The 15,813-nt window shown below is 72.1% G+C and carries 16 protein-coding genes; 9 read left to right on the top strand and 7 right to left on the bottom strand.

All coding sequences use genetic code 11. From position 1 onward, the window contains the following. Window positions 1–169 precede the first annotated feature (169 nt). Window positions 170–931, bottom strand: a complete 762-nt coding sequence (locus ACZ7H1_RS24660) for a hypothetical protein (protein ID WP_470789698.1) — start codon at window positions 929–931, stop codon at window positions 170–172. Window positions 932–1,155: 224 nt separating this feature from the next. Here ACZ7H1_RS24660 and deoC point away from each other — a divergent pair, with 224 nt between their 5' ends. From deoC to ACZ7H1_RS24645, 3 genes are read left to right on the top strand one after another with little or no spacing between them, the layout of a single operon-like run. Next, window positions 1,156–2,118 carry a deoxyribose-phosphate aldolase gene (gene deoC, locus ACZ7H1_RS24655; protein WP_470789765.1) on the top strand — a complete coding sequence of 321 codons (963 nt, stop codon included), beginning with the start codon at window positions 1,156–1,158 and terminating at the stop codon, window positions 2,116–2,118. A 5-nt stretch (window positions 2,119–2,123) separates the two neighbouring features. Continuing rightward, complete coding sequence (locus ACZ7H1_RS24650) at window positions 2,124–3,560, top strand: aldehyde dehydrogenase family protein (protein ID WP_470789696.1); 1,437 nt, start codon at window positions 2,124–2,126, stop codon at window positions 3,558–3,560. Continuing rightward, window positions 3,553–4,476: an aldehyde dehydrogenase family protein gene (locus ACZ7H1_RS24645; protein ID WP_470789694.1), complete on the top strand. Its 924-nt coding sequence runs from the start codon at window positions 3,553–3,555 to the stop codon at window positions 4,474–4,476. The genes ACZ7H1_RS24650 and ACZ7H1_RS24645 overlap by 8 nt, the downstream gene beginning before the upstream one ends. 96 nt (window positions 4,477–4,572) lie before the next feature. Here the strand turns inward: ACZ7H1_RS24645 and ACZ7H1_RS24640 are convergent, their stop codons facing one another. After that, window positions 4,573–4,923, bottom strand: coding sequence for a hypothetical protein (locus ACZ7H1_RS24640; RefSeq protein ID WP_470789692.1), 351 nt, complete (start codon window positions 4,921–4,923; stop codon window positions 4,573–4,575). Between the two features lie 57 nt (window positions 4,924–4,980). Between ACZ7H1_RS24640 and ACZ7H1_RS24635 the strand changes: the two genes are divergently transcribed. After that, a complete protein-coding gene (locus tag ACZ7H1_RS24635; RefSeq protein ID WP_470789690.1) occupies window positions 4,981–5,691 on the top strand; it encodes a uridine kinase family protein in 711 nt (236 codons plus the stop codon). 150 nt (window positions 5,692–5,841) lie between these two features. Here ACZ7H1_RS24635 and ACZ7H1_RS24630 read toward each other — a convergent pair whose 3' ends face one another. Next, window positions 5,842–6,534, bottom strand: coding sequence for a SigE family RNA polymerase sigma factor (locus ACZ7H1_RS24630; protein ID WP_470789688.1), 693 nt, complete (start codon window positions 6,532–6,534; stop codon window positions 5,842–5,844). Window positions 6,535–6,709: 175 nt separating this feature from the next. On the opposite strand from ACZ7H1_RS24630, the gene afsQ1 reads away from it, so the two are divergent. The 4 genes from afsQ1 to ACZ7H1_RS24610 all read left to right on the top strand — a co-directional run bounded on the left by afsQ1 (window position 6,710) and on the right by ACZ7H1_RS24610 (window position 10,453). Next, a complete protein-coding gene (afsQ1, locus tag ACZ7H1_RS24625; RefSeq protein ID WP_470789686.1) occupies window positions 6,710–7,387 on the top strand; it encodes a two-component system response regulator AfsQ1 in 678 nt (225 codons plus the stop codon). Further along, window positions 7,384–8,862, top strand: coding sequence for a sensor histidine kinase (locus tag ACZ7H1_RS24620; protein WP_470789684.1), 1,479 nt, complete (start codon window positions 7,384–7,386; stop codon window positions 8,860–8,862). Before afsQ1 ends, ACZ7H1_RS24620 begins: the two co-directional genes overlap by 4 nt. Beyond that, the gene (locus tag ACZ7H1_RS24615) at window positions 8,859–9,488 is read left to right on the top strand and encodes a hypothetical protein (RefSeq protein WP_470789682.1); all 630 of its coding nucleotides are present in this window, start codon (window positions 8,859–8,861) and stop codon (window positions 9,486–9,488) included. Before ACZ7H1_RS24620 ends, ACZ7H1_RS24615 begins: the two co-directional genes overlap by 4 nt. A gap of 170 nt (window positions 9,489–9,658) precedes the next feature. Continuing rightward, window positions 9,659–10,453 (top strand): VOC family protein, encoded by a 795-nt coding sequence (locus ACZ7H1_RS24610; RefSeq protein ID WP_470789680.1) that lies wholly within the window; start codon window positions 9,659–9,661, stop codon window positions 10,451–10,453. Window positions 10,454–10,459: 6 nt separating this feature from the next. Here ACZ7H1_RS24610 and ACZ7H1_RS24605 read toward each other — a convergent pair whose 3' ends face one another. The 4 genes from ACZ7H1_RS24605 to ACZ7H1_RS24590 all read right to left on the bottom strand — a co-directional run bounded on the left by ACZ7H1_RS24605 (window position 10,460) and on the right by ACZ7H1_RS24590 (window position 14,084). Continuing rightward, a complete protein-coding gene (locus ACZ7H1_RS24605; protein WP_470789678.1) occupies window positions 10,460–10,894 on the bottom strand; it encodes a CBS domain-containing protein in 435 nt (144 codons plus the stop codon). Window positions 10,895–11,005: 111 nt separating this feature from the next. After that, complete coding sequence (locus ACZ7H1_RS24600; RefSeq protein ID WP_470789676.1) at window positions 11,006–12,673, bottom strand: phospho-sugar mutase; 1,668 nt, start codon at window positions 12,671–12,673, stop codon at window positions 11,006–11,008. Window positions 12,674–12,702: 29 nt separating this feature from the next. Beyond that, window positions 12,703–13,509 (bottom strand): purine-nucleoside phosphorylase, encoded by an 807-nt coding sequence (locus ACZ7H1_RS24595; protein ID WP_470789674.1) that lies wholly within the window; start codon window positions 13,507–13,509, stop codon window positions 12,703–12,705. 137 nt (window positions 13,510–13,646) lie between these two features. Further along, on the bottom strand, window positions 13,647–14,084 hold the full coding sequence (locus ACZ7H1_RS24590) for a gamma-glutamylcyclotransferase family protein (protein WP_470789672.1): 438 nt from the start codon (window positions 14,082–14,084) through the stop codon (window positions 13,647–13,649). 173 nt (window positions 14,085–14,257) lie between these two features. Between ACZ7H1_RS24590 and ACZ7H1_RS24585 the strand changes: the two genes are divergently transcribed. Further along, window positions 14,258–15,697, top strand: a complete 1,440-nt coding sequence (locus tag ACZ7H1_RS24585) for an NAD(P)H-quinone dehydrogenase (protein WP_470789670.1) — start codon at window positions 14,258–14,260, stop codon at window positions 15,695–15,697. Window positions 15,698–15,813: the final 116 nt, after the last annotated feature.

The following is a 15,813-nucleotide window of genomic DNA, read 5'->3' as shown; positions in this document are numbered from 1 at the left end:
ACTACCGCGGCCAGGAGACGTTGGCGCGGGTCCACAACCTGGGGAAGCCACCGCGCCGGCCCCCCCCCCCCCCCCCCCACCCCACCCACCCCCCCCCCCCCCCCCCCCCTCCCCCCCCCCCCCCCCCCCCCCCCCGCCACGGATCGGACAGGTGGGGAGGGGGAGCGGATCAGCGCGCGGCGGGGGTGCAGCCCTGGGGGAGCTTGGGGAAGCCCGCGTGGCCGAACGGCATGGCACCGCCCTGCGTCTTCCACTCCAGGACCGGCTTGGCCGTGTCCGCCTTCAGGATGCGGACGGTGATCCCGGACGAGGCGGGCAGCGAGGTGCGGGCGCGGTTCAGCGTCGCGAAGGCCTTCGTGGGGGTGGCCCACTCGCGCAGCACGGCCTGCGGGCCCTTGGGGGAGGTGGTGAGGTCGGCGAACATGCCCGCGCCGATGTCCTTGCGGGCGATCTGCGAGACGCAGCCGCGGCCCAGGTCGGAGTTGCGGACCGGGAGCTTGTAGGTGGCGACCTCGGTGCTGCCGTCCTTGGTGACCTTGAGCTCGGGCCGGGCGGAGTGCAGCTTGACGAGGGCCGTCTTCATGCCGTGCAGGCGCTTGGCCTGGTGGCGGGAGTCGAGCAGGCCCTCCACGTGCACCATGTAGGTGTCACCGGGGGTCCAGTCCAGGCCGACGTAGCGCAGCCAGACTTCCGGTCCGCTCTCGTCGTTGTTGCGCAGCACCGCGACGATTCCGTTGCCGATCGCCACGGCCTGGCCCAGGTAGCGGCTGTCGTCCGCCTTGGCGGAGGCGCCGGCGGCGGCCACCGAGACCGTGGCGTGCGCGACCGGGCCCGTCTGCGGCGCGGCGGCGAACACCGCGCCGGCCGCGGGGGCCAGCAGGGCGCCGGCCAGGGCGGCGGTGACGAGCGAGGAACGGACGGCGGTACGCATAACGACTCCTTGGAGCATTGTCTCGGTAGGGGTGGGAGAGCCGCATGCCGCGTTGGTCTCTGTCGGGCTTTCATCCGGTGAGGGTGGCGGGGCTGCTGAAACGAATCTATTGATCTTGTACGACCGGTTGATCCGCTTCCCGTCACAGATGTGTCACGTCCAGCTCGGTCGAGCGGTGGGGGGTGACAGGTCGCTACGCGCGTAGATATGCTCATCTGGTGACCATGCCCACCACATCCCCCGCATTCGCTGACGTGACGACGTCCGACAGCGCACTGCGCCGCTTCCTCCACGGGCTGCCCGGCGTCGACGCCGTCGGCCTGGAGGCTCGCGCGGCTGCGCTCGGCACTCGCTCGATCAAGACCACGGCCAAGGCCTACGCCATCGACCTGGCCATCTCGATGATCGACCTGACGACGCTGGAAGGCGCGGACACCCCGGGCAAGGTCCGGGCGCTCGCCGCCAAGGCCGTCAATCCCGACCCGACCGACCGCACGACCCCGATGACCGCCGCCGTCTGTGTCTACCCGGACATGGTGGCCACGGCCAAGGCCGCCCTGAACGGCGCCGACGTCAAGGTCGCCTCGGTCGCCACCGCCTTCCCGGCCGGCCGCGCCGCGCTGCCGGTCAAGCTGGCCGACACCCGTGACGCCGTGGCCGCGGGCGCCGACGAGATCGACATGGTCATCGACCGTGGCGCCTTCCTCGCCGGCCGCTACCTGGACACGTACGAGCTGATCAAGAGCGTGAAGGAGGCCTGCGTCCGCGAAGACGGCACGGCCGCCCGCCTCAAGGTCATCTTCGAGACCGGCGAGCTGTCGACGTACGACAACATCCGCCGCGCCTCCTGGATCGGCATGCTCGCGGGCGCCGACTTCATCAAGACGTCCACCGGCAAGGTGGGTGTCAACGCGACCCCCGCGAACACCCTGCTCATGCTCGAAGCCGTCCGCGACTTCAAGGCGCAGACTGGAATCCAGATCGGTGTGAAGCCGGCCGGCGGCATCCGGACCACCAAGGACGCGATCAAGTTCCTGGTCCTGGTCAACGAGACCGCGGGCGAGGACTGGCTGACCAACGAATGGTTCCGGTTCGGCGCCTCCAGCCTGCTGAACGACCTGCTCATGCAGCGCCAGAAGCTGAGCACCGGGCGTTACTCCGGTCCCGACTACGTGACGGTGGACTGATCATCATGGCATCCGTATTCGAGTACGCACCGGCTCCCGAGTCCCGCTCGGTCGTCGACATCGCGCCGTCCTACGGCCTGTTCATCGACGGCGAGTTCACCGACGCCGCGGACGGCCGGGTCTTCAAGACCGTCTCGCCGTCCTCCGAGGAGGTCCTCGCCGAGGTCGCCCAGGCGGGCGCCGCGGACGTCGACCGTGCCGTCAAGGCCGCCCGCAAGGCGTTCGAGAAGTGGTCCGCGCTGCCCGGCTCCGAGCGCGCCAAGTACCTCTTCCGCATCGCGCGGATCATCCAGGAGCGCAGCCGCGAGCTGGCCGTCCTGGAGACCCTGGACAACGGCAAGCCGATCAAGGAGACCCGTGACGCGGACCTCCCGCTGGTCGCCGCGCACTTCTTCTACTACGCGGGCTGGGCCGACAAGCTCGACCACGCCGGCTACGGCGCGAACCCGCGGCCCCTCGGTGTCGCCGGCCAGGTCATCCCGTGGAACTTCCCGCTGCTGATGCTGGCCTGGAAGATCGCCCCGGCCCTCGCCGCGGGCAACACCGTGGTCCTCAAGCCTGCGGAGACCACCCCGCTGAGCGCGCTCTTCTTCGCGGACATCTGCCGCCAGGCCGGCCTGCCCAAGGGCGTCGTCAACATCATCCCCGGCTACGGCGACACGGGTGCCGCGCTCGTCGAGCACCCGGACGTCAACAAGGTCGCCTTCACCGGCTCGACCGCGGTCGGCAAGGCCATCGCCCGCCAGATCGCCGGGACCGACAAGAAGGTCACCCTGGAGCTGGGCGGCAAGGGCGCCAACATCGTCTTCGACGACGCCCCGATCGACCAGGCCGTCGAGGGCATCGTCACCGGCATCTTCTTCAACCAGGGCCAGGTCTGCTGCGCGGGCTCGCGCCTGCTGGTCCAGGAGTCGATCCACGACGAGCTGCTGGACTCCCTCAAGCGCCGCCTGTCCACCCTGCGGCTGGGCGACCCGCTGGACAAGAACACCGACATCGGCGCGATCAACTCCGCCGAGCAGCTGTCCCGGATCACCACGCTCGCCGCGCAGGGCGAGGCCGAGGGTGCCGAGCGCTGGTCGCCGGCCTGTGAGATCCCGTCCGCCGGCTACTGGTTCGCCCCGACGCTCTTCACGAACGTCACCCAGGCGCACACCATCGCCCGCGACGAGATCTTCGGCCCGGTGCTGTCCGTGCTGACGTTCCGTACCCCGGACGAGGCCGTCGCCAAGGCCAACAACAGCCAGTACGGCCTGTCGGCGGGCATCTGGACCGAGAAGGGCTCGCGCATCCTCGCGGTCGCGTCCAAGCTCCGCGCGGGTGTCGTCTGGGCCAACACGTTCAACAAGTTCGACCCGACCTCGCCGTTCGGCGGCTACAAGGAGTCGGGCTTCGGCCGCGAGGGCGGCCGCCACGGTCTGGAGGCTTACCTCGATGTCTGAGAAGTCCGAGCAGCGACTGAGCGTCTTTAAGACCTACAAGCTGTACGTCGGGGGCAAGTTCCCGCGATCCGAGAGCGGCCGGGTGTACGAGGTGACGGCGAAGACATCAGCCGCTGGCGCGGCGGGCAAGGGCAAGTGGCTGGCCAACGCCCCCCTGTCGTCCCGCAAGGACGCGCGTGACGCGGTCGTCGCGGCCCGCAAGGCCTTCGGCGGCTGGTCGGGCGCGACCGCGTACAACCGCGGCCAGATCCTCTACCGCATCGCCGAGATGCTGGAGGGCCGCCGGGAGCAGTTCGTCCGCGAGGTCGGCGAGGCCGAGGGCCTGTCCAAGTCCAAGGCGGCGGCCGTGGTCGACGCCGCGATCGACCGCTGGGTCTGGTACGCCGGCTGGACCGACAAGATCGGCCAGATCGTGGGCGGGGCCAACCCGGTCGCGGGCCCGTTCTTCAACCTCTCCACCCCGGAGCCGACCGGTGTCGTCGCCGTCGTCGCCCCGCAGGAGTCGTCGTTCCTCGGCCTGGTCTCGGTGATCGCCCCGGTGATCGCCACCGGCAACACCGCCGTGGTCATCGCCAGCGAGCAGGCGCCGCTGCCGGCCCTCTCCCTGGGCGAGGTGCTCGCCACCTCCGACCTGCCCGGCGGCGTGGTCAACATCCTGTCCGGCAAGGCCGGCGAGATGGGCCCGCACCTCGCGGCCCACCAGGACGTCAACGCGATCGACCTGGCCGGCGCGGACGCGCAGCTGGCCAAGGAGCTGGAGATCGCCGCGGCCGACAACCTGAAGCGCGTCCTGCGTCCACAGCCTGTGGACGACTGGAGCGCCGACCCGGGCACGCACCGCATGACGGCGTTCCTGGAGACCAAGACCGTCTGGCACCCCACGGGCTCGCTGGGCGCGTCGGGCTCGTCCTACTGACCCCAGGCGACCCGACCGGCCCGGACCGACCGGTCCGAGCCGCGCAGAAGTCCCCGGCCGTCCCGCACACGGCCGGGGGCTTTCCCGTGCGCCCGCCTACTCGGGCAGGCGCGGCAGCAGCGGGGCGACCAGCGCCACCCCGGGCAGCTCCCCGACCTTCGCGCCCTTCGTGACGGTGTCCGTCACGGCGGTGGTGCTGATCGCCGGGAAGTCCGCGACCTTCGTGCCGAGGCCGTTGTCCAGCGGGTCGACGCCGGTGTTGGCCAGCGGGTCGACCTGGAGGTTCGCCACCGGGCCGAGCGCGCCCCCGAGCGCGTGCGGGACGGAGATGTCGCCCGCGTGCGCGCCGCCGGCGGCCGCCGCCAGGGCGGCACCCGCCATCGAGAGCGTCAGGCCCGCGTTGCGCAGGGTGCGCCGGGTGCTGCCGGGGAGTGAATGACGTGCCATGGGATCCCGCCTGGGTCGCTAGCCGGTAACCGAATGCACACGCAGCGTAGTTGAGATGTGATCCTGAATACCAACGGGGCCTTCAGTGGGTCCCCTGCGCGGGGGAATGCCTCACACTGGTGTTCCGTGAGCTGTTCATCTCCTCTTCCCACGCGCGTCGTCCTGCTGACGGGCCCCTCGGGCTCCGGTAAGTCCTCGCTGGCCGCCCGCAGCGGCCTGCCCGTGCTGCGTCTCGACGACTTCTACAAGGAGGGCGACGACCCCTCCCTGCCACGGGTCGAGGGCAGCTCCGACACCGACTGGGACTCCCCGCTGTCCTGGGACGCCGACACCGCCGTCGCGGCCGTCGCCGCACTCTGCCGCACCGGACGCACCGAAGTGCCCGTGTACGACATCGCGACCAGCTCCCGGACGGGCACGGAGACCCTCGACATCTCCCGCACCCCGCTGTTCATCGCCGAGGGCATCTTCGCCGCGGACATCGCCGCCCGCTGCCAGGAACTCGGCCTGCTCGCCGACGCGATCTGCCTGCGCGGCCGCCCGTCGACGACCTTCCGGCGCCGCCTCGCCCGCGATCTGCGCGAGGGCCGCAAGTCCGTCCTGTTCCTGCTGCGCCGCGGCTGGCGCCTGATGCGCGCCGAGCGCGGCATCGTGGCCCGCCACACCGCCCTGGGCGCGTACGCCTGCGGCCGCGACGAGGCACTGGGACGGCTGGCCGCCGCCGCAGCGGGCCGCTACCGCACCGCCAAGGCCGGCGCAGCCGCCTGACGCGGACTCGGACACGCGGACCCGGACACGCGAGAAGGCGGGACCGTCGCGGACCCCCCGGCCGCTTCGGTCCCGCCCTCCCCTCCCCATGGCCCCCGTCTCACCCCCGCAAGACGGGCCCCCGCGGCCGCGTGGCTGGTTGGGCCGCCGTCAGGCGACCAGCTCCCCGAACGACTCCGCCTCGGTCTCGCCGAAGCTCAGCGCCTCGTCGTCGCGCAGGCGGCGCAGCGAGCGCCAGATGCTCGACTTCACGGTGCCGACGCTGATGTCCAGGATCTCGGCGATCTCAGGGTCGGTACGGCCCTCGTAGTAGCGCAGCACCAGCATCGTGCGCTGCGGCTCGGGCAGCTTCGCCAGCGCCTGCCACAGCACCGCGCGCAGCTCCGTGCCGCGCATCGCGTCCGTCTCGCCGACCGTCTCCGGCAGCTCCTCGGTCGGGTACTCGTTCAGCTTGCGCCGACGCCAGGCGCTGATGTGCAGGTTGGTCATGGTCCGGCGCAGGTAGCCGCCGACGGCCGCCTTGTCGCTGATCCGGTCCCAGGCGCGGTACGTCGAGAACAGCGCGCTCTGCAGCAGGTCCTCGGCCTCGAACCGGTCTCCGGTCAGGTGGTACGCCGTCGCGAAGAGGGCGGCGCGGCGCTCCTGGACGTACGCCGTGAACTCCGCCTCCGAGGAGGAGGACGGCGTCCGCTGTGCGGGCACGCCGTACGCGTTGGCGTCGATGGCCACCACGTGTGCCGCACGCGGCCGGGCGACCGGAACGTTACGGACACCCGCCCGGCGGTTCACATCGTGCAGCCGCGTGACAACCGCGCTGGTGCTGGTGCTGTGCAGCGTGTTCATCTCGCGCCCCCCGTCGTGGAGTCTGGCTCGGTCCGTTGTTTCCGATGTGGAGAAGACTGCCCGCCGGACTTAACCGGGGTGTCCGCCGACTGTCACAGCCCTGTCACAGCCACCTGGGGTCACGGACATGGCCGCCCCTGCCCCCGCCGGGGCGGCCATGGGACAGAATGTGCGCGTGCCTTTCCTGTTGCTGATCGAGGACGACGACGCCATCCGCACGGCGCTCGAACTCTCCCTGTCCCGTCAGGGCCACCGTGTGGCCACCGCGGCGACGGGCGAGGACGGGCTCAAGCTGCTCAAGGAGCAGCGGCCGGACCTGATCGTGCTGGACGTGATGCTGCCCGGGATCGACGGCTTCGAGGTGTGCCGCCGGATCCGCCGCACCGACCAGCTGCCGATCATCCTGCTGACCGCGCGCAACGACGACATCGACGTGGTGGTGGGCCTGGAGTCCGGGGCCGACGACTACGTGGTCAAGCCCGTCCAGGGCCGGGTGCTCGACGCCCGGATCCGGGCCGTGCTGCGCCGCGGCGAGCGCGAGGCCAGCGACTCCGCCGCTTTCGGCTCGCTGGTGATCGACCGCTCCGCGATGACGGTCACCAAGAACGGCGAGGACCTCCAGCTCACCCCGACCGAGCTGCGCCTGCTGCTGGAACTGAGCCGCCGGCCCGGCCAGGCGCTCTCGCGGCAGCAGCTGCTGCGCCTGGTGTGGGAGCACGACTACCTCGGCGACTCGCGCCTCGTGGACGCCTGCGTGCAGCGGCTGCGCGCGAAGGTCGAGGACGTGCCGTCCTCGCCGACGCTGATCCGTACGGTACGCGGGGTCGGCTACCGCCTGGACTCGCCGCAGTGAAGCGTTCCAGGCCCGCGGGCAGGCGCTGGACCAGCCTGCGCCTGCGGCTCATAGTCGTCTTCGGGCTGGTCGCGCTGACCGCCGCGGTCTCCGCCTCGGGCATCGCGTACTGGCTCAACCGCGAGGCCGTGCTCAGCCGTACCCAGGACGCGGCGCTCGGGGACTTCCGCCGGGAGATGCAGGACCGGGCCGCCGCCCTGCCCGCCGACCCCACCCCGGACGAGCTCCAGCGCACGGCCGAGCTGATGGCCGGCAGCAGCCCCGGGTACAGCGTGCTGCTCGTGGACGAGAAGAAGGACGGCCGGAAGGTCTTCGGCTCGTCGGGACAGGGCGCCTTCCGCCTCTCCGACGTGCCCAAGTCCCTCCAGGACGCCGTGAACGACCGGCAGAAGGTCACCGCGGCCAACGACTCCGAGTACCACATGTACTGGCAGCGGACGAAGCCCGACGGGAACCCGTACCTGGTGGGCGGGACGCGGATCGTGGGCGGCGGGCCGACCGGCTACATGTACAAGTCCCTGGCGACCGAGCGCGAGGACCTCAACGCGCTGGGCTGGTCGCTGTGCATCGCGACGGCGCTCGCCCTGCTCGGCTCGGCGCTGCTCGCCCAGGCGGCGGCGACCACCGTGCTCAAGCCCGTCCAGCGCCTCGGCGACGCGGCCCGCCGGCTCGGCGAGGGCGAGCTCGACACCCGGCTCGACGTCTCCGGCACCGACGAACTCGCCGACCTCTCGCGCACGTTCAACCGGACCGCCGAGGCGCTGGAGAAGAAGGTCGCGGACATGAGCGCCCGCGAGGAGTCCAGCAGGCGGTTCGTCGCGGACATGTCGCACGAGCTGCGGACCCCGCTGACCGCGCTGACCGCGGTCACCGAGGTGCTGGAGGAGGAGGTCGACGGACTCGACCCGATGATCGCCCCCGCCGTGGAGCTGGTCGTCAGCGAGACCCGACGGCTCAACATCCTCGTCGAGAACCTGATGGAGGTCACCCGCTTCGACGCGGGCACCGCCCGGCTGGTGCTGGACGACGTGGACGTCGCCGACCAGGTCACCGCCTGCATCGACGCGCGCGCCTGGCTCGACGCCGTCGAACTGGACGCCGAGCGCGGCATCGTGGCGCGCCTGGACCCGCGCCGCCTGGACGTCATCCTCGCCAACCTGATCGGCAACGCCCTCAAGCACGGCGGCTCGCCGGTACGGGTGTCGGTGCGCACGGAGGACGGAACCCTGGTGATCGCGGTCAAGGACAACGGGCCCGGCATCCCGGAGGACGTACTGCCGCACGTGTTCGACCGGTTCTACAAGGCGAGCGCCTCGCGGCCGCGTTCGGACGGCAGCGGGCTGGGCCTGTCCATCGCCATGGAGAACGCGCACATCCACGGCGGCGACATCACCGCGGAGAACTCCCCCGAGGGCGGCGCCCTGTTCACGCTGAGCCTGCCGACGGACCTCACCGCGGAGGAGGCGGGCGCATGATCAGAACGCACTGGGCGGCCGCCGCCCTCCTCCTGCCGGTGGCGCTGTCCACCGGGTGCGGGATCCGGGCGACCACCGTGCCCGTGGACGTGGGCGCGGCCCCGTCGCGGGTGTCCTGCGACACCCCCGCGCAGTCGTCGGTGGACCCCGTGGACGGCTTCAGGGCCGACGTGGAGATGGTCTGCGGATCGCAGCTCGTCGGCGTGCAGCGGGTGATCCACGTATCGGAGAAGCGGCCCGCGGACACTGCGCAGGTGCCGGTGGCGCAGGCGCTGATCGGCGAGCTGGAGCGGCAGCCTTCGGCGGCCGAGCGCGACGCGGGCTTCTCCACCGGCGTGCCCGCCGGGCTGGGCGTGTCGGCGCCGCGGGCCGGGGACCCGGCCGGGACGCTCCGGCTGAGCCGCAAGCCGGAGGACCTGCCGCCGCTGGCCCTCGCGCAGATCGTGTGCACCCTGGCGGGCAGCGCCGCGGCGCCCGCGACGGGACCCGTGGTGCTGGGCGGTCCGGACGCCGACCCGCCGCGCGCCTGGGAGTGCACGGAGGCGGTACGGGCGCGGCCCGAGGCGGTGCCGACGCTCGGCGAGATCGTCCGGGTCACCCGCTCCCCCTCCCCGTCGTCCTCCTGAGCGCAGGGCGCGGGCGCTGCCCGGCCGAAATCGCGGCCGTACGGCGGCGCGGCTGCGGGACTCCGCCCGGGGCGATCCGCCAAGGTGGGCGCCGAGGCGGAACGCGGGGCCTGCTGTTCGTACGGGTTGCCGCCCGCCGCACCACCTGCGCACAGACAAGGGCCCCGCACATGCTCAGCACCGACTTCGTGACCGGATCCCCGAACTGGATCGACCTCGGCACCCCGGACACCGCCGCCGCGGCCGCGTTCTACCGCGCGGTCTTCGGCTGGGAGCTGGAGTCCGCCGGGCCCGAGGCCGGCGGGTACGCGTTCTTCCGGCAGAGCGGCGAGACCGTCGCCGCGCTGGGCCCGCTGACCGAGGAGGGCGCGCAGTCCGCCTGGACCGTGTACTTCTGCACCGGGGACGCGGACGCGACCACGCAGGGCGTGCGCGACGGCGGCGGGCGGGTCCGGATGGAGCCCATGGACGTCATGGGGGAGGGCAGGCTCGCGGCGTACACCGACCCGGACGGCGCGGAGTTCGCGGTCTGGGAGCCCGGCCGCACCAAGGGCCTGGGGCGGACCTCGCAGGACGACACGCTCGTGTGGGTGGAGCTGATGGCCGCGGATCCCGCGGCCTCGACGGCCTTCTACAGCGGTCTGTTCGGCTGGCGGGCCGCGGACATGCCGGTGCCCGGTGGCGGGATGTCGTACACCGTGCTGTCCACGGCCGGGGGCGACCAGGAGGACGCCTCCTTCGGCGGGGTGGCTCCGGCGGAGATGGGCGGCGGACAGCCGGTGCACCGCTGGATCCCGTACTTCGCCGTGGCCGACGCCGACGCGGCCGTCGCGAAGACGGAGGGCGCCGGCGGGTCGGTGGTCATGCCCGCCGCCTCCATGGAGGGCGTGGGGCGGATGGCGCTGCTCGCCGACCCGTTCGGAGCGGCCTTCGCGATCCTCAAGCCGGAGCCCCCGCAGGGCTAGCCGGTGTCAGTTCGCCGCGTAGACGCGTACGGCGAACTCGGCGATCTCCTCGTCGCTCAGGTTCTTGGCGAGGTTCGCCTCGGTGATCATGCCGACGAGGCGGTGGCCGTTGACGACGTCGATCACGGGCAGACGCTTGATCTGGTGGACCTCCATCGTGTCGACCGCTTCGTTCGCATCGGCTTCCGCGTCCACCCAGTGCAGGGCGCCGCCCAGCGAACCGGCTTCCATGTCGGCCGGGTTGAGTCCCTCGGCGCAGCACTTCACCACGATGTCGCGGTCGGTGATCATGCCCTTGAGGCGTTCGTCGTCCCCGCAGATGGGCAGACAGCCGACGTTGAGGTCCCGCATCATGCGCGAGGCCTCCAGCAGCGACTGGTGCTCGCCCACGCACTGCACTCCGGCGGTCATCATGTCCCTGGCCCGCAGGTTCTTGGTCATGGTTCTGCCTCCGTCCCTGTGTGTCCCCTTACGAGCACAACACGGGAAGGGCCCCCGGACCACTCGGTCCGGGGGCCCTTCCCGTGTTGCGCGGTGCCGCAGGCGGGAACGTCAGATTCCGGCGGCGGCCGCCAGGTCCTTCTTCACCGCGTCGAGGACTTCCTGGCCGCGGACCCGGGCCGGGGCGAGGTCCGAGGCGTCGGCCACCGGGACCACGACTTCCAGGTAGCACTTGAGCTTGGGCTCGGTGCCGCTCGGGCGGACGATCACCCGGGCCTTGTAGTCGCCGTCCAGGTAGTAGCGCAGGCCGTCGGTGGGCGGCAGCGCCTCGGTGCCCTCGGAGAGGTCCTCCGCCGAGACCACGCGCAGCCCCGCCAGCGTGACCGGGGGCTGCTCGCGCAGCGCCCGCATCGCGTCGGCGATGACCGACAGGTCCTGGACCCGGACCGACAGCTGGTCGGTGGCGTGCAGGCCGTGGGCCATCGCCAGGTCGTCCAGCAGGTCGGAGAGCGTACGGCCCTGCTCCTTGAGCACGGAGGCCAGCTCGGCGACCAGCAGCGCCGCCGTGATGCCGTCCTTGTCGCGGACGCCCTCGGGGTCGACGCAGTAGCCGAGCGCTTCCTCGTAGCCGTACCGCAGGCCCTCCACGCGGGAGATCCACTTGAAGCCCGTCAGGGTTTCCTCGTAGCCCAGGCCCGCGGCCTCGGCGATGCGGCCGAGGAGGGACGAGGACACGATCGACTCGGCGAAGACGCCCGAGACGCCCTTGTGGACCAGGTGGGCGGCCAGCAGCGCACCCACCTCGTCGCCGCGCAGCATCCGCCAGCCGCCCGCCAGGGAGTCGTCCGGGACGGCCACCGCGCAGCGGTCGGCGTCGGGGTCGTTGGCGATGACGATGTCCGGCCCCGCGGCGGCGGCGGTCGCGAAGGCCAGGTCCATGGCCCCCGGCTCCTCCGGGTTGGGGAAGGCCACCGTCGGGAAGGCGGGGTCCGGCTCGGCCTGTTCCGCCACCAGCACGGGCGCCGGGAAGCCGGCGCGTGCGAAGGCCGCCAGGACGACGTCCTTGCCGACGCCGTGCATGGCCGTGTAGACGGTCCGCACGCCGCGCGGGGAGCCCGGGGTCAGGACGGCGTCCGTACGGGCCAGGTACGCCTCCAGGACCTCGTCGCCGAGGTCCTCCCAGCCTTCGGCGGGGCGGGGTACGTCCGCGAGCGCGCCGATCGACGCGATCTCGGCCGCGATCTCCGCGTCCGCCGGGGAGACGATCTGCGAGCCGTCGCCCAGGTAGACCTTGTAGCCGTTGTCCCGCGGCGGGTTGTGGCTGGCCGTGACCTCCACGCCCGCGACGGCACCGAGGTGCCTTATCGCGTAGGCGAGCACCGGGGTGGGCAGCGGTCGGGGCAGGACGGCGGCGCGCAGTCCGGCACCCGTCATCACGGCGGCCGTGTCGCGGGCGAAGTCCGCGGACTTGTAGCGGGCGTCGTACCCGACGACGACGAGCCCGCCGTCGTGGCCCTTGGCCTTCAGGTAGGCCGCGAGGCCGGCGGCGGCGCGGATGACCACGGAGCGGTTCATCCGCATCGGGCCGGCGCCGAGCTCACCGCGGAGTCCGGCGGTGCCGAACTGCAGGGTGCCGGCGAACCGGTCCGCCAGCTCGGTGGCGGCCCCGGAGTCGGCGGCCTCCGCGGCGTCGACGAGCCGGCCGAGCTCGGCGGCCGTCTCCGGGTCCGGGTCCTCGGCCTGCCAGGCCCGGGCGCGTGCGATCAGGTCGTCCTGCACTGGTTCCCTTTCCGTACGAGTGGTCCGGCTCAGATCCGGGCGAGGACCCGGGTCAGCAGCTCGCCCATGCGGGCGGCCGAGTCGCGGCCCGCCTGGAGGACCTCCTCGTGGTTCAGCGGCTCGCCGGACAGGCCCGCGGCCAGGTTGGTGACCAGGGAGATGCCCAGGACCTCGGCACCGGCCTCACGGGCCGCGATGGCCTCCAGGACCGTGGACATGCCCACCAGGTCGGCGCCCATGACGCGGATCATGTTGATCTCGGCGGGGGTCTCGTAGTGGGGGCCGGGGAACTGCACGTACACGCCCTCTTCGAGGGTCTCGTCGATCTCCTTGCACATCGCGCGCAGGCGCGGCGAGTACAGGTCGGTGAGGTCCACGAAGTTCGCGCCGATGATGGGCGAGGTGGCGGTGAGGTTGATGTGGTCGCTGATCAGGACCGGCTGGCCGGGGCGCATGCCCTCGCGCAGACCGCCGCAGCCGTTGGTGAGGACGACGGTCTTGCAGCCAGCCGCGACGGCGGTGCGGACACCGTGGGCGACGGCGGCGACGCCGCGGCCCTCGTAGTAGTGGGTCCGGCCGAGGAAGACCAGCGCGCGCTTCTCGCCGATCTTGTACGAGCGGACCTTGCCGCCGTGGCCCTGGACGGCGGCGGGCGGGAAGCCGGGGAGCTCGGTGATGAGGAACTCGGCCTCGGGGGCGCCGAGGGCTTCGGCGGCGGGGGCCCAGCCGGAGCCCATCACGAGGGCGACGTCGTGGGTTTCGGCGCCGGTGAGCTCACGCAGGCGGTCCGCGGCGGCAGCGGCGGAGGCGTGGGGGTCGGTAGCAGATGCGTTCACGCGGACGAGGGTAACCGCTCAAGTCCTACGCGCGTAGATGGCACAGCTCACGGTGTTCGGATCGTTGCCTTGTCGTTTCCGACGAAATGTCCCGGCGGGGTGCGGAAGGGGCCTCGCGGGACCCGCCGGGGCGCAGCTCAGCAGGGGCGCTTGCGCAGTTCCATCACGTAGTCGTGCGGGGCGCCGGCGGACTCGGCCGCGTCGGCGAGCTCGCCCAGGTAGCGGGCCGAGGGCAGACCGCCCTCGTAGCCGTTGAGGACGTAGCACCAGGCCGCCTCCTCGCCGTCCAGCGTGTGCACCCTGATCCGCATCCGGCGGTAGATGTCCAGGCCCACGCCCTCCCACCGGTCCATGGAGTCCTCGTCCAGCGGAGCGATGTCGTAGAGGGCGACGAAGACCTGGGAGCGGGGGGCTTCCACGATCGTGGAGAGGGCGCCCTCCCAGCCCATCTGCTCGCCGCCGAAGGTCAGCCGCCAGTCGTTGATCCAGCCGGTGCCGCGCAGCGGGGAATGCGGGGCGCGGCGCGTCATCAGCCGCGGGTCGAGGTTGCCGGCGTACGCGGCGTAGAGCGACATGGGATCGAGGGTACGGGAGGGTCGGGCGTGGTGGTCCTACCGGATCGGCGGGCCTGGAGTGGAGCACCTTGGCGCGTGCGGGACAATGGCGTACGGAATGCATCCCCCGGGGACACCCCCCGGACCACCGGCCGGGGCGGCAGCCGGCCGGGTAGACGTGAGGCGGACTTTTCGTGACCCGGATCGTGATCATCGGCGGCGGACCCGGCGGGTATGAGGCGGCCCTCGTGGGGGCCCAGCTCGGCGCGGAGGTGACCGTCGTCGACTGCGACGGTCTGGGCGGAGCGTCGGTGCTGACCGACTGCGTACCGTCGAAGACCCTCATCGCGACGGCCGAGGTGATGACCAACTTCGACAGTTCGTACGAGGAACTGGGCATCATCGTCGCGGACGACACCCCTCACCTGGAGCAGGCCGCCCGGGTCGTCGGCGTGGACCTCGGCAAGGTCAACCGACGGGTGAAGCGCCTCGCGCTCGCCCAGTCGCACGACATCACCGCGTCCGTGACCCGCGCCGGCGCCCGCGTCATGCGCGGCCGCGGCAAGCTCGGCGGCCCGCAGGGCATCGACGGCACGCGCGACGTCATCGTCACGGCCGCCGACGGCACCGAGACGATCCTGACCGCGGAGGCGGTGCTGATCGCGACCGGCGGTCACCCCCGCGAGATCCCCGACGCCCAGCCCGACGGCGAGCGGATCCTGAACTGGACCCAGGTCTACGACCTGGAGGAGCTCCCCGAGGAGCTCATCGTGGTCGGCTCCGGTGTGACCGGTGCGGAGTTCGCCGGCGCCTACCAGGCCCTGGGCTCCCGGGTGACCCTGGTGTCCTCCCGCGACCGCGTCCTTCCGGGCGAGGACCCCGACGCGGCGGCCGTCCTGGAGGACGTCTTCCGCCGCCGCGGCATGAACGTCATCTCCCGGGCCCGTGCCGAGTCCGCCAAGCGCGTCGGCGACCGGGTCGAGGTCACGCTCGCGGACGGCCGGGTCATCTCCGGTACGCACTGCCTGATGGCGGTCGGCGCGATCCCGAACACCGCGAACATGAACCTGGAGGAGTCCGGGGTCCGGCTGAAGGACTCCGGCCACATCTGGACGGACAAGGTCTCCCGCACCTCCGCGCCCGGCGTGTACGCGGCCGGCGACGTGACGGGCATCTTCGCGCTCGCCTCGGTCGCCGCCATGCAGGGCCGCATCGCGATGTACCACTTCCTCGGCGACGCGGTGACTCCGCTGAACCTGAAGACCGTCTCGTCCAACGTCTTCACGGACCCCGAGATCGCGACCGTCGGCTACACGCAGGCGGACGTGGACGCGGGCAAGATCGACGCCCGGGTCGTGAAGCTCCCGCTGCTGCGCAACCCGCGCGCCAAGATGCAGGGCATCCGGGACGGCTTCGTGAAGCTGTTCTGCCGCCCCGGTACCGGCATCGTGGTCGGCGGCGTGGTCGTCTCGCCGCGCGCCAGCGAGCTGATCCACCCCATCTCGATCGCGGTCGACAACAACCTGACCGTCGAGCAGATCGCAAACGCGTTCACGGTGTACCCCTCTTTGTCCGGTTCGATCGCGGAAGTTGCACGTCAGCTGCACACCCGAAAGTCGTCGGGCGAGGCCTGACGGTCGCTAACCGCCTCTGACCGGAAGGGCATTGGGGCGGGGTACCGGGCACCTGCGGGGCAACCGCGGGGCCCGGACGGCGCGTATACCACTACTCGCCCCACCATGCGAACAAC

The organism is Streptomyces sp. NPDC037401 (assembly GCF_055602345.1).
The sequence above is the reverse complement of the archived record's forward strand: the minus strand, read 5'-3'. Positions and strand labels throughout refer to the sequence as shown.

Bases quoted from the DNA above. Each gene is read 5' to 3' on its own strand.
- ACZ7H1_RS24615 (WP_470789682.1), top strand. From the start codon at position 8,859: ATGATCAGAACGCACTGGGCGGCCGCCGCCCTCCTCCTGCCGGTGGCG.
- ACZ7H1_RS24645 (WP_470789694.1), top strand. From the start codon at position 3,553: ATGTCTGAGAAGTCCGAGCAGCGACTGAGCGTCTTTAAGACCTACAAG.
- ACZ7H1_RS24630 (WP_470789688.1), bottom strand. From the start codon at position 6,534: ATGAACACGCTGCACAGCACCAGCACCAGCGCGGTTGTCACGCGGCTG.
- ACZ7H1_RS24650 (WP_470789696.1), top strand. From the start codon at position 2,124: ATGGCATCCGTATTCGAGTACGCACCGGCTCCCGAGTCCCGCTCGGTC.
- ACZ7H1_RS24660 (WP_470789698.1), bottom strand. From the start codon at position 931: ATGCGTACCGCCGTCCGTTCCTCGCTCGTCACCGCCGCCCTGGCCGGC.
- ACZ7H1_RS24610 (WP_470789680.1), top strand. From the start codon at position 9,659: ATGCTCAGCACCGACTTCGTGACCGGATCCCCGAACTGGATCGACCTC.
- ACZ7H1_RS24640 (WP_470789692.1), bottom strand. From the start codon at position 4,923: ATGGCACGTCATTCACTCCCCGGCAGCACCCGGCGCACCCTGCGCAAC.
- deoC (WP_470789765.1), top strand. From the start codon at position 1,156: ATGCCCACCACATCCCCCGCATTCGCTGACGTGACGACGTCCGACAGC.
- ACZ7H1_RS24590 (WP_470789672.1), bottom strand. From the start codon at position 14,084: ATGTCGCTCTACGCCGCGTACGCCGGCAACCTCGACCCGCGGCTGATG.
- ACZ7H1_RS24605 (WP_470789678.1), bottom strand. From the start codon at position 10,894: ATGACCAAGAACCTGCGGGCCAGGGACATGATGACCGCCGGAGTGCAG.